This window comes from Acidiferrobacter sp. SPIII_3 (assembly GCF_003184265.1).
In the GTDB taxonomy this organism is placed as follows: Bacteria; Pseudomonadota; Gammaproteobacteria; order Acidiferrobacterales; family Acidiferrobacteraceae; genus Acidiferrobacter.
This window is the reverse complement of record NZ_CP027663.1, coordinates 2,220,613-2,240,980: the sequence shown is the minus strand read 5'-3', so window position 1 is coordinate 2,240,980 and position 20,368 is coordinate 2,220,613. Positions and strand designations below refer to the sequence as shown.

The following is a 20,368-nucleotide window of genomic DNA, read 5'->3' as shown; positions in this document are numbered from 1 at the left end:
ATAGGCCCTGTCCAAAATTCGCGCGGCACAAGAGGTCACACTTCATCCCCTCCGCCCGCATCGACAGATGCGACTGGCAATCCCGCGTTCTGCCACGCTCGCATACCGCCTGCTACGGAATAGGCGTGCGGATAACCCAGGTCGCGCAGGATATGGGTTGCGACTAGGCTGCGGTTACCGCGGGCGCAGAAGAAGAGCCATTCCGACTCACGCACCCGCTATCCACAAAATCTGTGGACAAGGGTGTGGATGAAGACGGGGTATCGACCATTTGTTGAGGCAGGGTAGAGAGTCGCCGGTGTTGCCGTTTTTGGAGGCGGTTTCAGGCGGCCGGTTTAGGACCGCGTGAAACATATCTCACTATGCCGCCCGAATTCTCCGTGCGGCATAGTGAGCGGTTTGCGTCCTAGCGGCTGAGCGAAACCTCGCGCGGCTCTTCGTTTGAATGGTCACTGCCATCCGGCGCTTTCGCCTCTCACTATGCCGCCCGAATTCTCCGTGCGGCATAGTGAGCGGTTTGCGTCCTAGCGGCTGAGCGAAACCTCGCGCGGCTCTTCGTTTGAATGGTCACTGCCATCCGGCGCTTTCGCCGTCTTCGCGGCACGACTGGCGTCGTCCGGCCAGGCCATGCGGTCGACCAACCGGCGGGTCTTGATGTGCGTGTAGCGTTTCAGCATCTGCAGGGTTTCATGGCCGGTAATGGCCGCAACTTCCATGGTGTCGAGGCCCATCTCGAAAAAACGGCTCGTCGCTTCGTGGCGCAGGTCATGAAAGTGCAGGTTCTGGATGTTGGCCCGCTTGACGGTCCGCTGCCACGCGAGTTTTGCCGCGTTCGGCGTAATGGGGAACACGCGCTTGTTCAGTGCAGCCGCCGATTTTTGACTCGTGGTCTCGTGTTTTAATTCGGGCGGTATCAGGCGCTCGAGGTTCTCTCGTGCGCGCGGGCTTAATGGGACTGTACGGGCTTTGCTGGTTTTCGTGTTGACGGCCGGGATGAGAATGTGGCCGTCGGCGAGGTTTACATCCGACCACTTCATGAGCAGCAGCTCACCTTTGCGCATGGCGGTGTCGATGGCCAAATAGATGAGCGGCTTGAGCCACGGAGAGCGTGTCGCATCGCACGCAGCATCGAGGGCCGCGAGCTCGCCGTCGCGCAGACGCCGGTCGCGCGGAATCGGCGGCTTCGGCCGGCGGGCGATGTGCGCGGGATTATCCACCGGCAAGCCCCACTCACGGCGCGCAACTTCGAACAGATGGTGCAGGAGATTCCAGGCGCGGAGCACGGTGCCCGACTGGACTTTCTTGAGACGTCGATTGCGCCACGCCGTGACATCGACGGCCGTGATTTTGCCGATGGGCAGGTCCGCGATGGGGTCTTTGAGGAGACCGCGGATGATGTAGTGCTCGATGCGCGCGCCGCGCTTGTGTGGCGTGATTTCGTCCTGGTAGCGGAGCAGGGCCTGGCGCAACAGGACAACGCCTGCGAGCTCTTTGGCTTCCGCCTCGCCGGGGTCTCCGTGGCCAGAGCCTGCTCGGTGGTCCGCGCCCACGCGACAGCCTCTGAACGCGTGGTGAAGGTTTTGGTAACAGGACAACGCCTGCGAGCTCTTTGGCTTCCGCCTCGCCGGGGTCTCCGTGGCCAGAGCCTGCTCGGTGGTCCGCGCCCACGCGACAGCCTCTGAACGCGTGGTGAAGGTTTTGGTCTTGGTGCTGTGGCCATTTAGGCGCACGCGCGCCTGCCATCCGCCCCACGGCCGTTTTGTGATGGATGCCACAGGTCGCCCGCTCCATACCGAATACGGTTCAGGTGCAGCTTGCCACCGTGGTTGGTTCAAGGCAACGAGGCCCCGGCGAGATGGCCGCTTCAAGGCTGACTGGAGCGGAAGTGGAGCGGAAACGGATTTTGTGGGGGAGATGGTGCTCTAAGTCCTTGTTTTTATTGGTGGGAGATAGTGGGATCGAACCACTGACCCCTGCCGTGTGAAAGCGATGGCCTCCTACTATAGTTCATACAATCAACGTGTTACGCGTCCAGGCTCCGCGCAATAGTGACTAGAGTGGACAGGAATGGACTCAAGAGGACAGGAGTGCGTCACGTTTTGGTCACGGTCATGGTTTTCGGTAGGCAAATACCAGAATGGGTGTGGGTAAAGTAGTGGCGGGGAGCTAGCTTGTTTCGGGATACCGGAAATCAGGTGGATGCTTTCGTTCTATGGATCTCCCTGGGGCGCACACGCTGTCGAGGTCGTGTTTGGGAAGGAGCACAATTTTGACAAAGATTGTCATAATATGCGATCTTTAGGGCAGGAGGTAAGGCGCCATGGTAACCATGAATGTGTCTCTGCCCGGTCCTATGAAGGACTGGGTGGAAGATCAGGTGAAGACGGGTCATTACAGTAACGCGAGCGACTATGTTCGTGGCCTCATTCGTCGCGATCAGGAATATCAGGATCAGCGTGAAGCTTTGATTAAGGCGCTCATTGATGGGGAAAAGAGTGGCGTGTCGAGCCGCACGGTCGAGGAGATTTGGCGGGGCGTAAAGGCACGGCACGGTCTTGAGGTATAAGCTCTCCGAGGCCACAGCCCGCGATATCGACGAGATTTTGGAGCAGTCTCTTGTTGAGTTCGGCGTACGCCAAATGGAAACTTATTACACATTGCTGATGCGCCGTCTAGAATTGCTCGGCGGTAATCCGGCGATAGGTAGTGTGGCCGAAGACATCCGGCCCGGTTATCGCCGCTTTCCCCATGAGAGTCATGTCATTTTCTACACGATTCGCACCGAAGATGTTCTTGTCGTCCGCATCTTGCACCAACGCATGGACGCGATCCGCAATATCCCAGAATAACCGGTGATGGTAGGCCTAATAGGGCGTTTCAGCGATTGGCCATGTGTGCGCTGCGGTTGAGATATAAGTTGTGGTTGTTGACGCATAGAAAGTTTTTCAACTGTGGCGCAACGTGCCCGATAATGTTCATTATGATGTGGCGCATGGGGATAAGAGTATTTTGCTAAATGACATCAAATACATGAAGGTGCTGGAAGGTTTGTTGTGTGGCCTCAATGATCCGGTGCCGCTCGCCGAAGTGTCATGCGGCGCTCATTTGGGAGCGCTCCTTACTGTGTGTCACCAGCGTACCAAACCCCCGTTACGGATAAGGAGGAATGTGCGTAACTCCTTGTTTTATATGGTGGGCGATAGTGGGTTTGAACCACTGACCCCTGCCGTGTGAAAGTGTTGAGCTACCCAAGCAAGATGCGGGCCGATACCGCAAAATCAATGAGTTAAGTCCTGCTGCTTCCTGCGAGTTTCTGGGCTTTCCTGGGTTCAGTGGCGTCCAAGTGGCGTCCAAGTAACCGACCGCTGTCCTGTCAGGGCAGTGGTCGCTACCCCCGGGGCGCCTCCGCCATCCGCTCACCTGAAGGGTGCTGTCCGGTGTAGCCGGCGAGGTCGTCCCGTCGCGACCTGTCGTCCCGCCCGACGGGGCGCGTGCGGAGGCCGTACCTTGCTGCTGAAGCAACGCCCCGGTAGCGGGGCCCCGGGGGAAACTCCAGGGAATTTGTGTGCGGGCCTAAGTGCCGGCATGGACAAATTGCTGAACGTGGCCGAGCTCGCCCAAGTGCTTGGCATTACCCCCAAAGCGGTGTACTGCCGCTTGCACGCAGGACGCCAGTCCGTGCCGACGCCCCTGCTTATACCAGGTTCGTCGCATCTGCGCTGGCGCCAGTCCGACGTCGAGGCGTGGCTTGCGGTGCTACCGACGCGAACGGCGGGCCGGACACCGCCACGCCATCGTCGAGGCAAGGCGCCCACCCTGGTTGGGGAGGGCGCCGTCTGGGAGAAGTACAGGGGGCTGTGACGCTGGCCATCGGCGGGCCGGGGTGCCGTGAGGCAAGGCGCCCACCCTGGTTGGGGAGGGCGCCGTCTGGGAGAAGTACAGGGGGCTGTGACGCTGGCCATCGGCGGGCCGGGGTGCCGTCTGCTAGAATGAGATCGCGCGTCCGCGCGAGGAGGGGATAATGCTGGCATCCGAACTCGAGAAGGGCGCGCGCACGCTTTCTGCGAAAGAGCGAGCGCGGCTCGTCGCAGTGCTCCTGGAGTCGCTTCAGGACACGCCGGCCGCCGAGGTGGCGACCGCCTGGAACCGCGAGATAGAGGCGCGCCTCGACGCCTATGAGCGCGGTGAACTTCAAAGCTTCACCGCCGAATCGGTGTGTGCGGAAGCGCGCCTCCTCGGCCGGTGAAATCGGCGCGGGTCCCGGCTAACGACAAGGCGGTCGTGCTACACTTAGGCCAAGGTTCGTCGCGCGCAAGGAGTGGTCCCCGATGAAACAGATAGCGGAAGCGGTTATCGACGAGAACGGCCAAATCCATCTCAAGGTTCGTCGCGCGCAAGGAGTGGTCCCCGATGAAACAGATAGCGGAAGCGGTTATCGACGAGAACGGCCAAATCCATCTCATGGAGCCGCTCCATGTCACAGGCCCCCACCGTGCGCTGGTGACGGTCCTGGATGAGCCGCCGGCTCGTTGGGACGAAACGCTCATGGCAGCGGAAAAGGCCCTGGCGGACGATTGGCTGCGTCCGGAGGAGGACGAGGCATGGGCGCACCTGCGCAGTAGGCGCGGTCGTCCTGATTCCGTTCCCGTTCTCGGACTTGTCCGGTACAAAGAAGAGGCCAGCGTTAGTATTGGCGGATGTGGGGCGCGGCGACTGGGTCTGCACGCAGATTACTAGCAATCCTTATGGGGACCCCGCAGCCGTCACGCTCACAGAAGACGACTGTGTGGGCGGGTCGCTCGCGCGGACGAGCTATATTCGCCCGGGCAAGCTTTTCACCGCCCATGAGAGCCTTTTCGTGCGGGTGGCCGCGAGTGTTCGAGAGGCTATTCTCGCGCGCGTCCGGCATGCCGTTATAGCGCTGGTTCAGACTGGAAGACTACCTGTTTCATGACGAGGGGCTGAGTCGTCGTTACCAAAGCTTCCGCTGCCGCCGGGTGCCATGACGGTAATGCCACGAAGAACGCCACCTACCGTGAAACCGACGCCGCGCGACATCTTCGGGTCTCTGCATGGGTCGCTCGCACGGCAGGCCGAACAACGCTACCGCTCGGTCAACCAAGTTTTATGGTCAAAGAGGGATGCCGGGATGCGCACCGTGAGTCTCGCCGACGCCAAGGCGCGTTTGAGCAAAATCCTGAATGATGTGGAGGCGGGCGAAGAGGTCATCATCACCCGCCATGGTACCCCGATTGCCCGCGTCGTCCCGGCGCGTGGGCCGCGCATACCCCGATTGCCCGCGTCGTCCCGGCGCGTGGGCCGCGCAAACCTCTGCAATCGCTCGCCGCCTTCCGCGCGCAGTTTCCGCAAGTGCGCCAGTCCAGCGCCGAACTCATCCGTAGGTTGCGCGACGAAGGGTGCTGATGGTCCACCTCGATACCGGCTTTATTGCCACGTTTGCGATTGCCGAGACGAGTAGCAAGTCCGTCGAGGCGTTTCTTCTCAGGCGCAGACGCACGGAATCCCCCCGCGGAATGTCCATGTATCCAAAAGGGGGAATGGCGTGAGTGAGTTTGTGGAACAGTTGCGCGCGCTGATTGGCGCGGGCGATGTTCGCGTATCCGAGCACGGGTACGATGGGTTGGCCGAGGACGGGCTCACCGCGAGAGAAGTCATCCACGGAGTCCTGGATGCGGTGCTGGTTGATCCACGGAGTCCTGGATGCGGTGCTGGTTGAGGAGTATGCGAATTATCCCGGGCCCATGCGCACTTCTGTTGCAGAAGGACGGGTCCGGCGCCCCGATTCATGTTGTGTGGGGTATCCCGAAGGGGCATGATAGGCCTGCCGTTCTGGTCACTGTGTATCGTCCAGACCCCGTGCGGTGGGACCCGTCATTTACCAGGAGACGGTCGCAATGGTCGCAATGAAACAGCGAAAGAAAACCAAATATGTGCACGAAGGCCGCTACGTGGCCGAGGTCGAAGTCGGGTTACTGGAAGATGAGACCGGCTGGTCGCCCTACCTGAGCATCGAAGAGGCCTATAAGCTGGACGATGTGAGGGAGGCTCTTCGTCGCGGGGATGTCGAATCGGCCGCGAAGTATGGGCGAATCTACGAGCTCCGCCCCGTTGCGCATCAGTAGCGGAAGACTCATGCCGCCGAAGGCATGAACCAAGACCGCGGCGGCTGTCAAGGTACCTGTCGCCTGATCATTTAGGCCGCGTCGCATTGTGAGGTGTCTTGGCACTCCTCGGTCGGGCGATTGAGCCATACTTCGGCAGGCAAGGACCAGTTCCGGATGCTACGGCTCCAGCGTTCGGGATGTTGCGCGCGGGCGGCCTCGTAGATCCGGGTGCGATGGGCGAAGATGGCGTGGTCGGCGCCCGTATGACGCTCCGCGGGACTCACAAATTTCAGGTTGCGATGCTTGTGGTGGTGGTTATACCAACGCACGAAGGCGAGCATCCAGGCTCGCGCCTTTGCGAGGCTTCCGAAGGCGCCCGGATAGCCGGGGCGGTATTTGCAGGTGCGGAACAGGCTTTCGGCATAGGCGTTGTCGTCGGACACACCCGGACGGCTGTACGAACGACGCACGCCGAGCGCATCGAGGGTCGCGACGAAGGTGGAGGCCTTCATGGGACTGCCGTTATCCTGATGGAGTACGAGCGGCCGCCTGTCCGTCACGCCCTCGCGCACGAGTGCCTGACGGATCAGGGCGGCGGCGTGATCCCCGGACTCCTCCTCATGGACCTCGTGGGCGACGATCTTGCGCGAGTAGATGTCGAGCACGAGATACAGAAAGAAGAATTGGCCGCTTACGGGGCCGGGCAGGTATGAGATGTCCCAGCACCACAGCGTATTGGCGCCCCGCGCGCGGTGACGTGGGATGGGACGGGTATCGGGCGTCTTCGCGCGGCCCCTGTGCGCCAGCTGGTTGGCGGCGCGCAGCAGGCGATAGAGCGTGGATTCGGAGGCGATATAGCGCCCCTCGTCGGCCAGCTGTGGCACGATCTGGGTAGGCGGCAGGCTTGCAAAGCGCGGTTCGTTGACCACACGCAGGGCTTCGGCCCGCTCGGCCTCCGAGAGGCGATTGGGGGGTACGGGCCGATGCGCCTGCGGCCGAGAGGCGATTGGGGGGTACGGGCCGATGCGCCTGCGGCCGCCGGTCGGAGCCCACGACCCCCGTCTGCGTCCAGCGCTCCAAGGTCCGAAGTGTAATACCAAGCTCTCTGCAGGCAACCCGCTTGCGGGCCCCGGCGGCTACGGCCTCGTGAATCAGCATAACGGCGGCTTGGCGATCTGGGGTGCTGATCATGCGTCCTCCTCGTCCCCCCAGATCGCCGCGGCTTTTTTTCGTAAGGCAAGCAGCGCGGCGGTCTCCGCCAGCGCCTTGTCCTTGCGGGCGAGCTCACGCTCTAGGACCTTGCGCTGCCTCTGCTCGGCCATAAGCGCTTCCCGGTGCGCCTTGGTGGATATGGACCCACCCTCCAGGGCCTGACAGGCGTCCGTGCGCCATGCCTTGACCTTCTCGGGGTAGAGGCCGTGTCGGCGGCAATATTCGCCGAGCTCGGCTTCATTCAAGCCCGCGGTCTCCACCACCACGGTAAGCTTCTGCGCGGCCTGGCGTTTCACGGGCGGCCTTCCTCCCGGCATATCCGCTGCCTCCTTTGGGCGTATTGTCTTGCGCCAATCATACAGCGTCCAGCAAGAGATGCCCGTCTCCCGGGCGAGCTCTGGGATGGACAGGTCAGGGGTGGCCAGCATCTTGCGGATCACCGACTCCTTCCGTTCTTTGGCGTAGCGCATCATGGTTGTCGACTCTCTTTCTGCCCCCAAGGGTTTCATACAAGAGGCGACAGGTAGTCTGACAGCGGGGGACCGCGATGGGCGCAAGATGACGGGGCCTCGCCCGGGGAGGCTGTCTCTGGCGAATGCGGCGGTGGGCGCCATCCCGGAATTTCTGTATGGGTGGCTTACACGGCAGGCCGAATGACGCCGCCGCTCCGACAACGGGGCGGGCGAGTTCGCCCAGCGCTTTCCGCTCGCCGTATACATGCCGGGGCTCGGCTGTCGTATTGGGTGGCTCCAGCTTCGGCTGAAGCCTATGATGGTGGGGTACTCAATACCAGTGCGCTCAACCTGTAGATGCCCAGGAAGGCTCAGGAGCCGCGTCCCACCCCGCGAACGGAGGCACAGATGGCCCAGACATTCCAAGACTTGTCCGCCCAAACCTTTACCGATTTGCCGGTCTTTCCCGGCGCCAGTTGGGCCGTTCTCGGCGAGCCCGTTCCTCAGGGGTCCATTCATCGTCTCAAGATGAAGAAGGGCACGCGGATTCCCGTCCACACGCACCCGTCCGACGAATATGTCTTTGTTGTCTCCGGCTCCCCCAAGACAGGCGAGCGGATATGCGACGCCGGTTGTTTCTGGGTTACGCCCCAAGGGACACGCCAAGGTCCTCATGAGGCCTTGACCGACGTCGAACTCATCACCATCCGTCTGGGCGCCATGGGTTCCTTTGAGGGCGTCGGCTGATCCGTCTGGGCGCCATGGGTTCCTTTGAGGGCGTCGGCTGACACCTTCCGGGTGAAACCGGAGGCGAGTTGGGGTCCCCGACCGTGCGCCCTCAGACCCGTTGTGGCACGCGCCCATAACAGGGCCTCCGGCGCCAGGAGCGCGCACGGAGTATCCACAGGGTCGCTAGGCTTGGTATGCTGGGCGGGCCTTATCCGAAAAATCGAGCACAAAGGGGGATGGTCATTATGAGTCAGAGCGCGCACGGAGTATCCACAGGGTCGCTAGGCTTGGTATGCTGGGCGGGCCTTATCCGAAAAATCGAGCACAAAGGGGGATGGTCATTATGAGTCAGGAATTCGCGGCCGGCGCGAGCGCTCCCGCCTTCGGCGTGAGGGTTGCTCGCGCGGCAGGGAGTTCCTCGCGCGAAAGCGCGAGCGCCGCTATAGCGCGGACAGTCGAGGATATTGAAAAGATTCTCGCCGGGGAAAACCTCAAGATATCGGGACCCAAGCGAGCAGCTTTGCGAGAGAAGATACAGGCAGCGCTGATAAAGTCCTCGCGCTCTTGGTACAAAAAGGGCTTCAACCGAGGCCACAAGGAAGCGTTCCGCGCCCACAAGACCCATAAGCACGTACCCGAGACGCTGGAGGTCGAGGTGGAGCGGGAGTTCGTGCCGAACACCAAGCGCCGCGTGCCGTTGAAGTCCACGCTCACCAAGGCGTTCCGCGAGAAGGCCTGAAGAATGATGGAAGGGGGCGCGCTACTATGGCGAGCGCAGGTGACTGTGGGTACTCATAGAAGCGGGCAAAGACGCGGTAAAAGCACTGCAGAACGCCAATGACAAAGATGGAGGCCGGTTCGCGCGTTCCCGCGCAATGGCAAGTCCACCATGCCGGAACGTCATGGGCGGTCGCTTTAGCACATTCCGTTTGGATTCCTCTTGCGGTAGCTTTTTTCGGCGCCGCCGGCGGTGGTCTCATCAGTGCTTGGGCCATTTTCCGGAACGGAAGCAAGGAATGGCAAAGGAGGCAAGCAGAGACCCGGGAGGCCATCCAGCAGAAGAGGGCGCAGGCCAGACGAGCCTTGCAGGTCGAAATGCTCTTAAATGCGCAGAGGCTTCGGGTCGCCACTATTATTGGGGCTCGGAGCGCTTCCAAGGTTTCCGGGGCGCCGCAAGAAACTCCTGGGAAACTCCATAATCTTCTTGCCGGGCGCGATTTCAGCGGAGCCTTCCGCGCCTATTTCATTGACGCAGCGGAAGGGGTGGCATGGAAGGATGCCAACTGTGTGCTTGAGGCCTATAGCATCGGGGAAGTGTTGTTCGAAGGAAGCCTTGTGCTTGACCCGATTGGCCGCGGCGAGGAGCTATATTCAGGTAACGCGGATAATTTCTGTAAGGCCATTAGGGCTATGAGCAAGTACGACAAACTGGAGGACTCATTTTACGAGGAGGTCGAGAAGCTGGAAAACTGGCTTGCGCGACACGACCAGCAGAAAGGCTTACCCACCGGTTCCGAATCTTAGGGCTATGAGCAAGTACGACAAACTGGAGGACTCATTTTACGAGGAGGTCGAGAAGCTGGAAAACTGGCTTGCGCGACACGACCAGCAGAAAGGCTTACCCACCGGTTCCGAATCTTGAGCGGGAACGGATAGCGGCACGCTCGCGCCGCCGTGGGCTATCGCCCGCCTCGTGGTCCTCGGCACCAATGCGGCGGTCTGAGTTATACTTCACGTAGAACTAATGAGCTGTGGCGTACGGTGAGGGGATATGGGGCAGACGCTCGGCGTCGAAATAGGTACAGGAGTTGTATACGAACCCGGAGCGGGAGGCTGGCGGGAGGTTTGGCCGGCCCCAACTAATGAGCTGTGGCGTACGGTGAGGGGATATGGGGCAGACGCTCGGCGTCGAAATAGGTACAGGAGTTGTATACGAACCCGGAGCGGGAGGCTGGCGGGAGGTTTGGCCGGCCCCCGTGGTATCGGTGGGGGTGTTTATTGCTGCGGGTCAGAGCGCGTCTATAACTATGCCCGACTTGTCGATAGCCGGGCCAGAGGTTTGCATATTCAGGGAGGACAGCTTCGATGCGACCACGCGTATCCGGCGCGGGCGTTCAGGGAGGACAGCTTCGATGCGACCACGCGTATCCGGCGCGGGCGTTTCTATCAGTGTGCGGGGCGCCCACAGGCTACGCGCGTGCGATTTTACGACACGGGTGAGGCCACCGCGAAGCTTCACCATTTTTTCGCTCACACTCCCAATCCCGCGCTTAAGCTCGTCGCCATCGGCGTCGAGGATTCCCTCTGGCGCATCCTCAATGCGGAACGCATCAGCACCGGCGAGTGGCTGGCTTCACCATTTTTTCGCTCACACTCCCAATCCCGCGCTTAAGCTCGTCGCCATCGGCGTCGAGGATTCCCTCTGGCGCATCCTCAATGCGGAACGCATCAGCACCGGCGAGTGGCTGGTGACACTCAAGGCCCGCGGTGGCGCGGGCTTGCTGCCGGAGGTGGATGCCGACAAGGTTCCGGAACTCGGGAGGGCCGGGGTCGTGAAGGCTGTCGACCACATGGTTGACGTGGCCCACCGAGAGACGCCGGGCTCTATCGTGGATGTGGCCCGCAACACGGCGGCACTCCTGATGGGTGTGTATGCTGCGGACCGGGAGCCTGATGCCGAAAAGCGGCGGCGGATATTGGGACAAGACCTGGGAGACGTCTGTAAGCATTTCAGAGACAACGTGGTGCTGAAAAAGCTGGAGGTGGTGACTTCTGCAGGCCACATCCTGGCCCGCCTGCATCCGCGCAATAAGCCCAATGAACAGCAGCGGCATGACCTGCGCCCCGTCACCGAGGACGATGCCACCTTTGCCGTAAGCGCCATAGGCCTGTTGCTGAACGAATTCCAATGGACTCGCACAAGCCCGTGAATTTCATGTGAACTCGCGAACTCCCTTTGATTGGTTACCGTTCGGTGTTGAGTATAGGGCTTGCGCCCTTCGACCAGCGTCTGTATTGTCATTTTCTATACAAATGACGCGCTGCCTATCTTGACTATGCCTACCGAGAAGACTGTATCCGTTAGTTTCCGAGTTACACCCGAGTTTCGGGAACTGCTTGAACGCGCAGCCGCAAAAGAGCAGCGCAACCGGACGAATTTTCTTGAGTGGTTGCTTTTTCACCGCTGCCGACAAAATGGCCTGCTGCCGATTTGTAGCGCAAAGGTTACCGCCCAGGGAGCGCAAGATGAGCGGCGCGGCCCTTCTCAATAAGCTCCTGAACTACGTCCTCGAGCAGGACAAAGAGGTCGACCCTGGCCTGCTGCCGATTTGTAGCGCAAAGGTTACCGCCCAGGGAGCGCAAGATGAGCGGCGCGGCCCTTCTCAATAAGCTCCTGAACTACGTCCTCGAGCAGGACAAAGAGGTCGACCCGCGCGGCTTCACGCTGAGTCAGTACAAGGGATTTATCAGGGCTAAGCCGGACCTACAGGGTTTGCCGGGCGTCGATTTAGATATCAAGGTTGAAGGCGACCACATCTGGTTGCGCGTCGCTCGACTTGGGGCAGCTAGCCCCCCGCGTCCGACTGACCAAGCTCTTATCGTGACCGGCGACGACCCGAATGGGCCTCTTCCGCGCATCGACGAAGCGACCTTGAAGCGCCGGATTGCGCAAACCTCGCAGGAAAAGGCACCTCTTGCCGACTGACCAAGCTCTTATCGTGACCGGCGACGACCCGAATGGGCCTCTTCCGCGCATCGACGAAGCGACCTTGAAGCGCCGGATTGCGCAAACCTCGCAGGAAAAGGCACCTCTTGAGTTGGGCGTCCTTGAGGCGCAAGTGCGTGCCGCCGCCAGCCGCGCTTTGGAAGCTTACACGCCACTTTGGTCGGCTTGGGCGGAAGGCGAGAAACCGCGCCGCAAGACCATTGCGCTCTATGGCGACCTCTTTGCTATCAAGCAGCAACTTGAAACGGAGGAAACGGCCAAGCCGCTCGAGGTGGTGTGGGGTATCGGTGTTTCGTCATGGAAGTTGTCCTATGCTGAGAAGTCCGGTTCGACCGTTGTGCATTTTCAGTATCCCCTGTTGACCCAGGCAGTCGAGTTGACACTTGAGCCCGAGACCCTTGCCGTTGAGGTTAGACCCAGGGCTGTCGACCCCCGCTTCGAGTTCGATGCGTTTGCCGCGTGCCAACTACCAAACACGGCAGATATCGAAAACGAGGCTCGGGACGCGCTCGCCAGGGGCGCGGACCGGCCGCTAAACCCTTTCGACCCGGGCAGCTACGAGCACCTACTCAAGTTCATTGCCGGGAATCTTCATAAGGGTGGCCGTTTTGTGATGGGCGCGGAGAGTTTTCCGCCCGTGGGGGAGGACTTGCTCGTGTCCGATGGATGGGTACTTCTATCACGACCGCGTGCAAACAATTATCTGCATGAAGACATTGAACGCCTCAATGCGCAACTGATTTCTGGTGTCGAAATTCCAGCCGGGCCGCAGGCCCTGGTGACGCCACCGCCCGACGAAACGCGGGCCTACGAACCTATCCACTTCCGCGGGTTGTCGGGCGCGTCCGGCGGTTATGGAAAGGGCGATGTCGAGGAACTCTTCTTCCCGCTGCCGTATAACCATGAGCAGGTGACTATCGTCGAGCAGCTGGAGCGGTCTGCCGGGGTCGCCGTTCAGGGTCCCCCTGGGACCGGGAAGACGCACACGATTGCCAACATCATCTGCCATTACCTAGCCACCGGGAAAAAGGTCCTTGTCACAGCCAAGGGTGAGCAGGCACTGGCCGTGCTGCAGTCGAAGATTCCGGAGGAAGTGCGCCCATTAGTTGTCGCCCTGCTCGCGGGCGACCGGGAAGGTATGCGCCAATTCCAGGCCTCGATAGAAGCCATCACCCACAACGTGTCCCAGATGAATCCGGGGGTCGTTCGTTCTCAGATTGAGGCAGAAAGCAGCAATATCGACGAGGTGCACACGGAACTCGCGGCGATTGACCGTCGCGTAGACGAAATTGCCCTGACACAGCTGTCGGAAGTGGAAGTGGATGGCGTAAAAATGCGCGCCCAGAAGATGGCCGAGTTAGTCGTGTCGGGGGTCGAGCGCGGCGATTGACCGTCGCGTAGACGAAATTGCCCTGACACAGCTGTCGGAAGTGGAAGTGGATGGCGTAAAAATGCGCGCCCAGAAGATGGCCGAGTTAGTCGTGTCGGGGGTCGAGCGATATTCTTGGTTCGATGATGAATTGTCCCTGGACGCTGCGTCAGCACCCCCATTTTCGAGTGTCGACGCAACGACTCTGCGGGAAACTCGGCGGCGCCTAGGGCAAGATATCATCTATACCTCAGCTCACATCCCATCGAGTGTCGCCCTGTTGCCTGTAGCGGCCATTGGCCGTTCTGCGGGAAACTCGGCGGCGCCTAGGGCAAGATATCATCTATACCTCAGCTCACATCCCATCGAGTGTCGCCCTGTTGCCTGTAGCGGCCATTGGCCGTTTGCATGAAGCGCTTGTCGACATGCGCGCCATCGAATCTGAAGTGGCGAAGGGTGGTCTGTTGGCGCTTCGTGCGGCGTCGCCCGAAGTTCTTGAGGAAGCCAGAGAGCTACTTGATGCCGTGGAACGCGCGGCAGTCTTGGCCCAAGAACTTGAGGAGACCGGCGAGGTCTGGACAGCCCAGTTGCGTCATAAATGCCGGCAAGCCGCATTTACCAGCGAGCGCCAGGCCCTGGAAGCCTTGTTCAGCGATGTCGCTCTGCTCATCAATGACCGGCGTGAATTCCTGAAGCGTCCCGTGGAGGTCCCTGACGCGGCGTTCAGCATGCCGAAAGCGCTGGAGGCCATTGCGCGCGGTGCGGAATCGGGAAAGCCGTTTGGCGTGTTCCGCGTCGGCGGAGGAGAGGTCAAGGAGTCCGTTGGTGCCATTCGTGTCGCCGGACGGCCTCCGGAATCTATAGATGACTGGAAGCACGTGCAGCGCTATGTCGCACTACAGGAGATGGTGCGGTCGTTTAGCGTGTGCTGGAACGCGATTGCTGAGCCTCTTTCGATGCCGGAGGTGAGAGGCGGCGTGTCAAAACTGCCGCACATCGAACTGGTTTCGGGTAATGCCTATAAGGCACATTTACTAGGCACAAACCATGATAGGCATCTCCCGGTACGGGCAGAGCGAGTCTTTGCTAACCCCCCAATGCAGCAGCTGAAGGGGACCAGCGCTCAGCTACGTGAGGTACGGGAGCATCTGCGCCGCCATTTGACGCATGCGGAACTCGAATTAGCCGTGGCCCCACGCGCAACACTGCGGGAAAAGCTTGCTGGTACTTCTGGTCCGATTTCAGAGGCGCTGCGACGCTTCGTAGATGAAGAGCTGGGCTGCGCGGCGTTATCTGCCGAGTGCGTGATGGCCCGATACTCGGGGCTTGTCGGAGAGCTACACCGGGTCGAAGGACTTGTGCATGACCTTGGTGTTGTCAATGAAATGGCTACGCGTATTGAGCAGGCCGGAGCCTCAAACTCGGTGTCAGGGTACGAAGCCGCCGGTTGGTGTGTCGGCGAAGATGATGTATTCCCGCGAACTGGCGCGACGCGTGGATTTGGGCGATGGTCAAATCGCACCTTGGGACCATCGAGGCACGGGAGGAGCTCCGCACGCTGACAGCCCGTCGCCAAGACCTCGAGCATAGGCTCGCGCACTCTATGAAACATTGGTATCGAAGTCGGCGTGGCTTCCACGAAGCTCGGGGCGTCGCCAAAGGTTCTGGCGGCTCTGGAAACCTATAGAACCGCCGTACGGCGGATTGGCAAGGGACAGGCCCAAATGCGTGCGGCACCGTCGTGATGCCAGAAGGCGATGTGGGATGCCCAGGGTGCGGTGCCGTGTTGGGTCATGAGTCATGCTAAAGTGTCCGAGACGCTGCCGGCGCAACTCGGATGTTTCGACCTTGTTATCGTCGATGAGGCAAGCCAGTCAGACCTCTGGGCGTTACCCTCTATCCTGCGGGGCAAGAAGATTCTGGTCGTCGGCGATGACAGGCAAGTCTCGCCTGACGGCGCGTTCATTTCAGCTGGTCGCATTCAGGAGCTCAAGGACCGATTTCTGGGCGACCAGCCTTACGCGGCGGTACTCACGCCGGAGAAATCGCTCTACGACATCGCATCGACGGTCTTTGCTGCAGACAAGGTGATGCTGCGGGAGCATTTTCGATGTGTACCGCTCATTATTGCCTACAGTAACCGAGTTTTTTACGACGACTTTATTCAGCCGCTGCGTATTCCGAAGGCGTCCGAGCGTATTGACCCGCCACTGGTGGACATTTACGTCAAAGGGGTAGCCGCAACGCTAAAGATGTCAATCCGCAGGAGGCCGAGGTTATCTCCGATGAGATTCAGGCAATTCTGGACAGCGACCGCTTTGCGGAGCGTACTATCGGTGTGGTGTCGCTGCTTGGGGCAGACCAGGCAAAGTACATTGACGGAGTGGTGCGCCAGCGCTGTGATGCAGCAGAACTCCTGCGTCGCCGGTTCAAATGTGGCGACGCGAGGATTTTCCAAGGGGGCGAGCGCGATATCATGTTTCTTTCGATGGTAGCCGACCCCACGAACTGCAAGGCGATGTCTGGGAATATGTTCGAACAGCGATTCAACGTCGCGGCCAGTCGCGCCCGCGACCGCATGTACCTTGTCCGTTCAGTCCAATTGGCGGACCTGTCTCCTGCGGACAGCTTACGCCGTAGTCTCCTGGGGCACTTCAGCAAACCGGTCGGCGGACAGGATGACGAAAGACAGAGTCTTATAGATGAGTGTGAATCGGAGTTTGAGAAACAGGTATACCTGGAACTCTTCAATCGCGGTTACCGGGTGGTGCCACAGGTCAAGGCGGGCGCCTTCCGTATCGACATGGTCGTCGAAGGGGCTAACGACACGCGCCTCGCTATCGAATGCGACGGCGACGCATTTCACGGACCCGACCGCTGGGCCGGCGACATGAGTCGCCAGAGGGTACTGGAGCGGGCGGGGTGGATATTCTGGCGGTGTTTTGCGTCCGATTGGGTCATGCGTAGGGATGAGGTGTTGCAATCGCTCCTTGACCATCTCGCAGCAATGGGAATCGAACCGCTAGGTGCGCTGGAGCGGGCCCCAACGGTGGTGGAGCACAGAACCCGGGATTTTACGGGCGGCAATGCGCCGCGGTACGTCGGAGACGGCGGCAATGTTGAAGAAACGACGGGGTCCTTACAGAAATGAATGGGGTTATGACCTTCTCTGAACTCGCCAACTTTATCTGGTCGGTGGCCGACCTCCTGCGCGGCGACTACAAGCGCGCCGACTACGGCAAGATTATCCTGCCCTTCACCCTCCTGCGCCGCTTGGAGTGCGTGCTCGAGCCCACTAAGGCCAAGGTCTTGAAGGAATACGAGAGGCGCAAGAACGAGCCCGCGCTCGAGGTGCGCCTCACGCGGGTGAGTGGACAGGCCTTCTACAACGTGAGCCCCTTTACGCTCGCCGCATTGCTCGCCGACCAAAAGCACATCCGCCAGAACCTCACGGCCTATCTGGGCGACTTCTCGGCGGAGGCCCGCGACGTGTTCGAGAACTTCAAGTTCCTGGGCCGTATCGGGGAGCTCGAGGACAAAAACCTCCTCTTTCTCATCGTTCAGAAGTTCGCGGCCATCGACCTCCATCCGGACGTCGTCCCCAACGAGACCATGGGGCTCGTGTTCGAGGAGCTCATCCGCAAGTTCGCCGAGGACTCGAACGAGACCGCAGGCGAGCACTTCACGCCGCGCGATGTCATCCGCCTCATGGTCCAGTGCCTGTTCGCCGAGGACGCAGACGGCCTGTCGCGCCCCGGGGTGGTGCGCTCGCTCTACGACCCGGCGGCCGGCACCGGCGGCATGCTGTCGGTGGGCCAGAATGCCCTGCACGAGATGAACCCGGGGGCCAAGCTCGCGCTCTTCGGCCAGGAACTGAACGACGAGTCCTACGCCATCTGCAAGGCCGACATGCTCATCAAGGGCCAGGACCCGAATCATATCCGCCCCGGTAATACCCTCTCGGCCGACGCCTTCGTCGGCGAGACCTTCGACTACGGACTCTCCAATCCCCCTTTTGGGGTCGACTGGAAGAAGGTCCAGGCGGCGGTGAAGGCCGAACACGAGAAGAAAGGCTATGGCGGGCGCTTCGGGCCCGGGCTCCCGCGTATCTCGGACGGGGCTCTGCTCTTCCTCCTGCATCTTATCGCCAAGATGCGGCCCCCGGGCGCGGGCGGGGGCGCATCGGCATTGTCTTGAATGGCTCGCCGCTCTTTACCGGGGATGCCGGCTCCGGGGAGTCCGAAATCCGCCGCTGGATACTGGAGAACGACTGGCTCGAGGCCATCATGGCCCTGCCCACGGACCTCTTCTACAACACCGGCATTGCCACCTATCTGGATACTGGACAACGCCAAGCGACCGGACCGCAAGGGTAAGGTCCAGCTGATTGACGCCACCCGCATGTACGCCAAGATGAAAAAGAGCCTGGGCAGCAAGCGGGCGTATCTCACAGAGGCCCAGATTGCCGAAATCGTCCAGGTCTATGGGGCCGGCGAAGAGGGTGCCGCCTTCACCCAGGAGTACCGGGAGACCAAGACCAATGGCGTGACCAAGCCCGCCGAGCCCGAGGCCCCGCGCATCGTCTCCAAGGTCTTCCCCAACGCCTTCTTCGGGTACCGCAAGGTCACCGTCGACCGACCCCCGCGGCCGGGTAGCGAAGGCAAGCCCAAGAAAGGCGAGAAGCCCTACGACAAGGACCTCCGCGACACCGAGACCATCCCGCTTACAGAATCCATTGACGCCTATGTCAAGCGCGAGGTCCTGCCGCATGTCCCCGATGCCTGGGTGAACACCACCATCCGCGACGAGAAGGATGGCCAGGTCGGCCGAGTGGGCTACGAAATCAACTTCAACCGCTATTTCTACGTCTACAAGCCGCCCCGGCCCCCGGAGGTCATCGCCGCCGAGATACGCGCCATGGAGCAGCGCTTCCTCGAGCTGATGAAAGGGGTGGTGGAGTGAAAGTGCTCGCCGAGCTTTGTCAGCCGGACCGTAGGCAATTCGGTACGGTCGGGACGGTCGAGGATTATTACACGGCCCTGAAGGCCTTGGTCCTCGTGGACTCCGTGCCGGAAGACATTCGCAAGCAGTTCGACATTGCCCGCGACCTGATGTTGTACGGCTGGTTTGTCTATGAGTTCTATACCGTAGCGAGCCAGCAGGCGCTCGCATGTTTGGAGTTCGGACTGCGGGAGGCGTGCCAAATCGTAAATCGGGGCGTGAATCCCTGCGGGAAGCGGAAAGGACTGAGATGCTACTTGGAGTGGGTAGAAAAGCGCGGTCTCATCCCCAAAGGAAAATATCACGAGAACATCAGCCAATTTATGGCATATTTGCGCAACAGCGCGGCGCATGGAAGCGACACATTACTCAATTACGCGCTGGCCATGCCGGGCTTGGAACTCGTCGCCGACCTCCTGAACGATGTATTTAGCGCCAAGGAGGTGGCGTTATGTCTGCGAAAGTGAACAGCAAGATGAGAGGTACGAGTCGTGCAGAACCGAGGGGCAACTCATGCGGTTCGGCGTCCTGCGAGGCTGATACTCGCAAGGGTCGCGCAGGCTGCCTTGAAGTAGATGGTCTCACTATGCCGCCCGAATTCTCCGTGCGGCATAGTGAGCGGTTTGCGTCCTAGCGGCTGAGCGAAACCTCGCGCGGCTCTTCGTTTGAATGGTCACTGCCATCCGGCGCTTTCGCCGTCTTCGCGGCACGACTGGCGTCGTCCGGCCAGGCCATGCGGTCGACCAACCGGCGGGTCTTGATGTGCGTGTAGCGTTTCAGCATCTGCAGGGTTTCATGGCCGGTAATGGCCGCAACTTCCATGGTGTCGAGGCCCATCTCGAAAAAACGGCTCGTCGCTTCGTGGCGCAGGTCATGAAAGTGCAGGTTCTGGATGTTGGCCCGCTTGACGGTCCGCTGCCACGCGAGTTTTGCCGCGTTCGGCGTAATGGGGAACACGCGCTTGTTCAGTGCAGCCGCCGATTTTTGACTCGTGGTCTCGTGTTTTAATTCGGGCGGTATCAGGCGCTCGAGGTTCTCTCGTGCGCGCGGGCTTAATGGGACTGTACGGGCTTTGCTGGTTTTCGTGTTGACGGCCGGGATGAGAATGTGGCCGTCGGCGAGGTTTACATCCGACCACTTCATGAGCAGCAGCTCACCTTTGCGCATGGCGGTGTCGATGGCCAAATAGATGAGCGGCTTGAGCCACGGAGAGCGTGTCGCATCGCACGCAGCATCGAGGGCCGCGAGCTCGCCGTCGCGCAGACGCCGGTCGCGCGGAATCGGCGGCTTCGGCCGGCGGGCGATGTGCGCGGGATTATCCACCGGCAAGCCCCACTCACGGCGCGCAACTTCGAACAGATGGTGCAGGAGATTCCAGGCGCGGAGCACGGTGCCCGACTGGACTTTCTTGAGACGTCGATTGCGCCACGCCGTGACATCGACGGCCGTGATTTTGCCGATGGGCAGGTCCGCGATGGGGTCTTTGAGGAGACCGCGGATGATGTAGTGCTCGATGCGCGCGCCGCGCTTGTGTGGCGTGATTTCGTCCTGGTAGCGGAGCAGGGCCTGGCGCAACAGGACAACGCCTGCGAGCTCTTTGGCTTCCGCCTCGCCGGGGTCTCCGTGGCCAGAGCCTGCTCGGTGGTCCGCGCCCACGCGACAGCCTCTGAACGCGTGGTGAAGGTTTTGGTTTTTTGGGCATGCCCTTTAATGCGAACACGGGCCTGCCATTTGCCCTTAAACTTCCCGACAG

At 60.7% G+C, this 20,368-nt stretch carries 21 protein-coding genes and 3 pseudogenes; 20 read left to right on the top strand and 4 right to left on the bottom strand.

Annotated features, from left to right (window positions below; genetic code table 11):
* Positions 1-35 precede the first annotated feature (35 nt).
* Both C4901_RS19455 and C4901_RS11255 read right to left on the bottom strand, forming a co-directional pair.
* Entirely contained in the window at positions 36-215 is a 180-nt protein-coding gene (locus C4901_RS19455; RefSeq protein WP_110137407.1) for a rhodanese-like domain-containing protein, read from the bottom strand.
* Positions 216-524: 309 nt separating this feature from the next.
* On the bottom strand, positions 525-1,550 hold the full coding sequence (locus tag C4901_RS11255; protein WP_110137392.1) for a site-specific integrase: 1,026 nt from the start codon (positions 1,548-1,550) through the stop codon (positions 525-527).
* 770 nt (positions 1,551-2,320) lie between these two features.
* On the opposite strand from C4901_RS11255, the gene C4901_RS11250 reads away from it, so the two are divergent.
* The 8 genes from C4901_RS11250 to C4901_RS11210 all read left to right on the top strand — a co-directional run bounded on the left by C4901_RS11250 (position 2,321) and on the right by C4901_RS11210 (position 6,143).
* Entirely contained in the window at positions 2,321-2,566 is a 246-nt protein-coding gene (locus C4901_RS11250) for a type II toxin-antitoxin system ParD family antitoxin (RefSeq protein ID WP_110137405.1), read from the top strand.
* Positions 2,556-2,849 (top strand): type II toxin-antitoxin system RelE/ParE family toxin, encoded by a 294-nt coding sequence (locus C4901_RS11245; protein WP_110137404.1) that lies wholly within the window; start codon positions 2,556-2,558, stop codon positions 2,847-2,849. Before C4901_RS11250 ends, C4901_RS11245 begins: the two co-directional genes overlap by 11 nt.
* Before the next feature lie 1,172 nt (positions 2,850-4,021).
* Positions 4,022-4,246, top strand: a complete 225-nt coding sequence (locus C4901_RS11235) for an addiction module protein (RefSeq protein WP_110137402.1) — start codon at positions 4,022-4,024, stop codon at positions 4,244-4,246.
* Between the two features lie 164 nt (positions 4,247-4,410).
* Positions 4,411-4,737 carry a hypothetical protein gene (locus tag C4901_RS18605; RefSeq protein ID WP_240611758.1) on the top strand — a complete coding sequence of 109 codons (327 nt, stop codon included), beginning with the start codon at positions 4,411-4,413 and terminating at the stop codon, positions 4,735-4,737.
* Between the two features lie 265 nt (positions 4,738-5,002).
* Entirely contained in the window at positions 5,003-5,479 is a 477-nt protein-coding gene (locus tag C4901_RS19450) for a type II toxin-antitoxin system Phd/YefM family antitoxin (RefSeq protein WP_370445913.1), read from the top strand.
* Positions 5,480-5,563: 84 nt separating this feature from the next.
* Entirely contained in the window at positions 5,564-5,737 is a 174-nt protein-coding gene (locus tag C4901_RS18115) for a hypothetical protein (protein ID WP_205735962.1), read from the top strand.
* Positions 5,722-5,928, top strand: coding sequence for a DUF4258 domain-containing protein (locus C4901_RS19445; RefSeq protein ID WP_370445912.1), 207 nt, complete (start codon positions 5,722-5,724; stop codon positions 5,926-5,928). Before C4901_RS18115 ends, C4901_RS19445 begins: the two co-directional genes overlap by 16 nt.
* On the top strand, positions 5,925-6,143 hold the full coding sequence (locus C4901_RS11210) for a hypothetical protein (RefSeq protein ID WP_110137401.1): 219 nt from the start codon (positions 5,925-5,927) through the stop codon (positions 6,141-6,143). Before C4901_RS19445 ends, C4901_RS11210 begins: the two co-directional genes overlap by 4 nt.
* A 71-nt stretch (positions 6,144-6,214) precedes the next feature.
* On the opposite strand, the pseudogene C4901_RS11205 reads toward C4901_RS11210, so the two are convergent.
* Positions 6,215-7,810: pseudogene (locus C4901_RS11205) on the bottom strand (IS3 family transposase).
* A gap of 387 nt (positions 7,811-8,197) precedes the next feature.
* Here C4901_RS11205 and C4901_RS11200 point away from each other — a divergent pair.
* The 12 genes and pseudogenes from C4901_RS11200 to C4901_RS11155 all read left to right on the top strand — a co-directional run bounded on the left by C4901_RS11200 (position 8,198) and on the right by C4901_RS11155 (position 19,082).
* Entirely contained in the window at positions 8,198-8,536 is a 339-nt protein-coding gene (locus C4901_RS11200) for a cupin domain-containing protein (protein ID WP_110137400.1), read from the top strand.
* 325 nt (positions 8,537-8,861) lie between these two features.
* A complete protein-coding gene (locus tag C4901_RS11195; RefSeq protein ID WP_145960705.1) occupies positions 8,862-9,257 on the top strand; it encodes a hypothetical protein in 396 nt (131 codons plus the stop codon).
* A 98-nt stretch (positions 9,258-9,355) separates the two neighbouring features.
* Complete coding sequence (locus C4901_RS11190) at positions 9,356-10,042, top strand: hypothetical protein (RefSeq protein WP_145960704.1); 687 nt, start codon at positions 9,356-9,358, stop codon at positions 10,040-10,042.
* A gap of 794 nt (positions 10,043-10,836) precedes the next feature.
* The gene (locus C4901_RS11185) at positions 10,837-11,448 is read left to right on the top strand and encodes a hypothetical protein (protein WP_110137397.1); all 612 of its coding nucleotides are present in this window, start codon (positions 10,837-10,839) and stop codon (positions 11,446-11,448) included.
* Positions 11,449-11,574: 126 nt separating this feature from the next.
* Positions 11,575-11,790, top strand: coding sequence for a DUF1778 domain-containing protein (locus C4901_RS19440; RefSeq protein ID WP_110137396.1), 216 nt, complete (start codon positions 11,575-11,577; stop codon positions 11,788-11,790).
* Positions 11,791-11,882: 92 nt separating this feature from the next.
* Positions 11,883-12,224, top strand: a complete 342-nt coding sequence (locus C4901_RS11175) for a hypothetical protein (RefSeq protein WP_110137395.1) — start codon at positions 11,883-11,885, stop codon at positions 12,222-12,224.
* 13 nt (positions 12,225-12,237) lie between these two features.
* On the top strand, positions 12,238-13,635 hold the full coding sequence (locus tag C4901_RS11170) for an AAA domain-containing protein (RefSeq protein WP_205735961.1): 1,398 nt from the start codon (positions 12,238-12,240) through the stop codon (positions 13,633-13,635).
* Positions 13,636-14,039: 404 nt separating this feature from the next.
* On the top strand, positions 14,040-15,176 hold the full coding sequence (locus C4901_RS17745) for a hypothetical protein (RefSeq protein WP_168185693.1): 1,137 nt from the start codon (positions 14,040-14,042) through the stop codon (positions 15,174-15,176).
* A 716-nt stretch (positions 15,177-15,892) separates the two neighbouring features.
* Positions 15,893-16,144 (top strand): annotated as a pseudogene (locus C4901_RS19435) (hypothetical protein); the annotation flags it as partial.
* The gene (locus C4901_RS17735; protein WP_168185691.1) at positions 16,145-16,765 is read left to right on the top strand and encodes a hypothetical protein; all 621 of its coding nucleotides are present in this window, start codon (positions 16,145-16,147) and stop codon (positions 16,763-16,765) included.
* Positions 16,766-16,773: 8 nt separating this feature from the next.
* Positions 16,774-18,576 (top strand): annotated as a pseudogene (locus C4901_RS19430) (N-6 DNA methylase).
* On the top strand, positions 18,573-19,082 hold the full coding sequence (locus C4901_RS11155; protein ID WP_110137393.1) for a hypothetical protein: 510 nt from the start codon (positions 18,573-18,575) through the stop codon (positions 19,080-19,082). The pseudogene C4901_RS19430 and the gene C4901_RS11155 overlap by 4 nt, the downstream one beginning before the upstream one ends.
* Positions 19,083-19,245: 163 nt before the next feature.
* Here C4901_RS11155 and C4901_RS11150 read toward each other — a convergent pair whose 3' ends face one another.
* Positions 19,246-20,271 (bottom strand): site-specific integrase, encoded by a 1,026-nt coding sequence (locus C4901_RS11150; protein ID WP_110137392.1) that lies wholly within the window; start codon positions 20,269-20,271, stop codon positions 19,246-19,248.
* Positions 20,272-20,368: the final 97 nt, after the last annotated feature.

Bases quoted from the DNA above. Each gene is read 5' to 3' on its own strand.
- C4901_RS11250 (WP_110137405.1), top strand. From the start codon at position 2,321: ATGGTAACCATGAATGTGTCTCTGCCCGGTCCTATGAAGGACTGGGTG.
- C4901_RS11235 (WP_110137402.1), top strand. From the start codon at position 4,022: ATGCTGGCATCCGAACTCGAGAAGGGCGCGCGCACGCTTTCTGCGAAA.
- C4901_RS18605 (WP_240611758.1), top strand. From the start codon at position 4,411: ATGAAACAGATAGCGGAAGCGGTTATCGACGAGAACGGCCAAATCCAT.
- C4901_RS19450 (WP_370445913.1), top strand. From the start codon at position 5,003: ATGACGGTAATGCCACGAAGAACGCCACCTACCGTGAAACCGACGCCG.
- C4901_RS19445 (WP_370445912.1), top strand. From the start codon at position 5,722: ATGCGGTGCTGGTTGAGGAGTATGCGAATTATCCCGGGCCCATGCGCA.
- C4901_RS11210 (WP_110137401.1), top strand. From the start codon at position 5,925: ATGAAACAGCGAAAGAAAACCAAATATGTGCACGAAGGCCGCTACGTG.
- C4901_RS11200 (WP_110137400.1), top strand. From the start codon at position 8,198: ATGGCCCAGACATTCCAAGACTTGTCCGCCCAAACCTTTACCGATTTG.
- C4901_RS11195 (WP_145960705.1), top strand. From the start codon at position 8,862: ATGAGTCAGGAATTCGCGGCCGGCGCGAGCGCTCCCGCCTTCGGCGTG.
- C4901_RS11190 (WP_145960704.1), top strand. From the start codon at position 9,356: ATGACAAAGATGGAGGCCGGTTCGCGCGTTCCCGCGCAATGGCAAGTC.
- C4901_RS11185 (WP_110137397.1), top strand. From the start codon at position 10,837: ATGCGGAACGCATCAGCACCGGCGAGTGGCTGGCTTCACCATTTTTTC.
- C4901_RS19440 (WP_110137396.1), top strand. From the start codon at position 11,575: ATGCCTACCGAGAAGACTGTATCCGTTAGTTTCCGAGTTACACCCGAG.
- C4901_RS11175 (WP_110137395.1), top strand. From the start codon at position 11,883: ATGAGCGGCGCGGCCCTTCTCAATAAGCTCCTGAACTACGTCCTCGAG.
- C4901_RS17745 (WP_168185693.1), top strand. From the start codon at position 14,040: ATGCGCGCCATCGAATCTGAAGTGGCGAAGGGTGGTCTGTTGGCGCTT.
- C4901_RS17735 (WP_168185691.1), top strand. From the start codon at position 16,145: ATGTTCGAACAGCGATTCAACGTCGCGGCCAGTCGCGCCCGCGACCGC.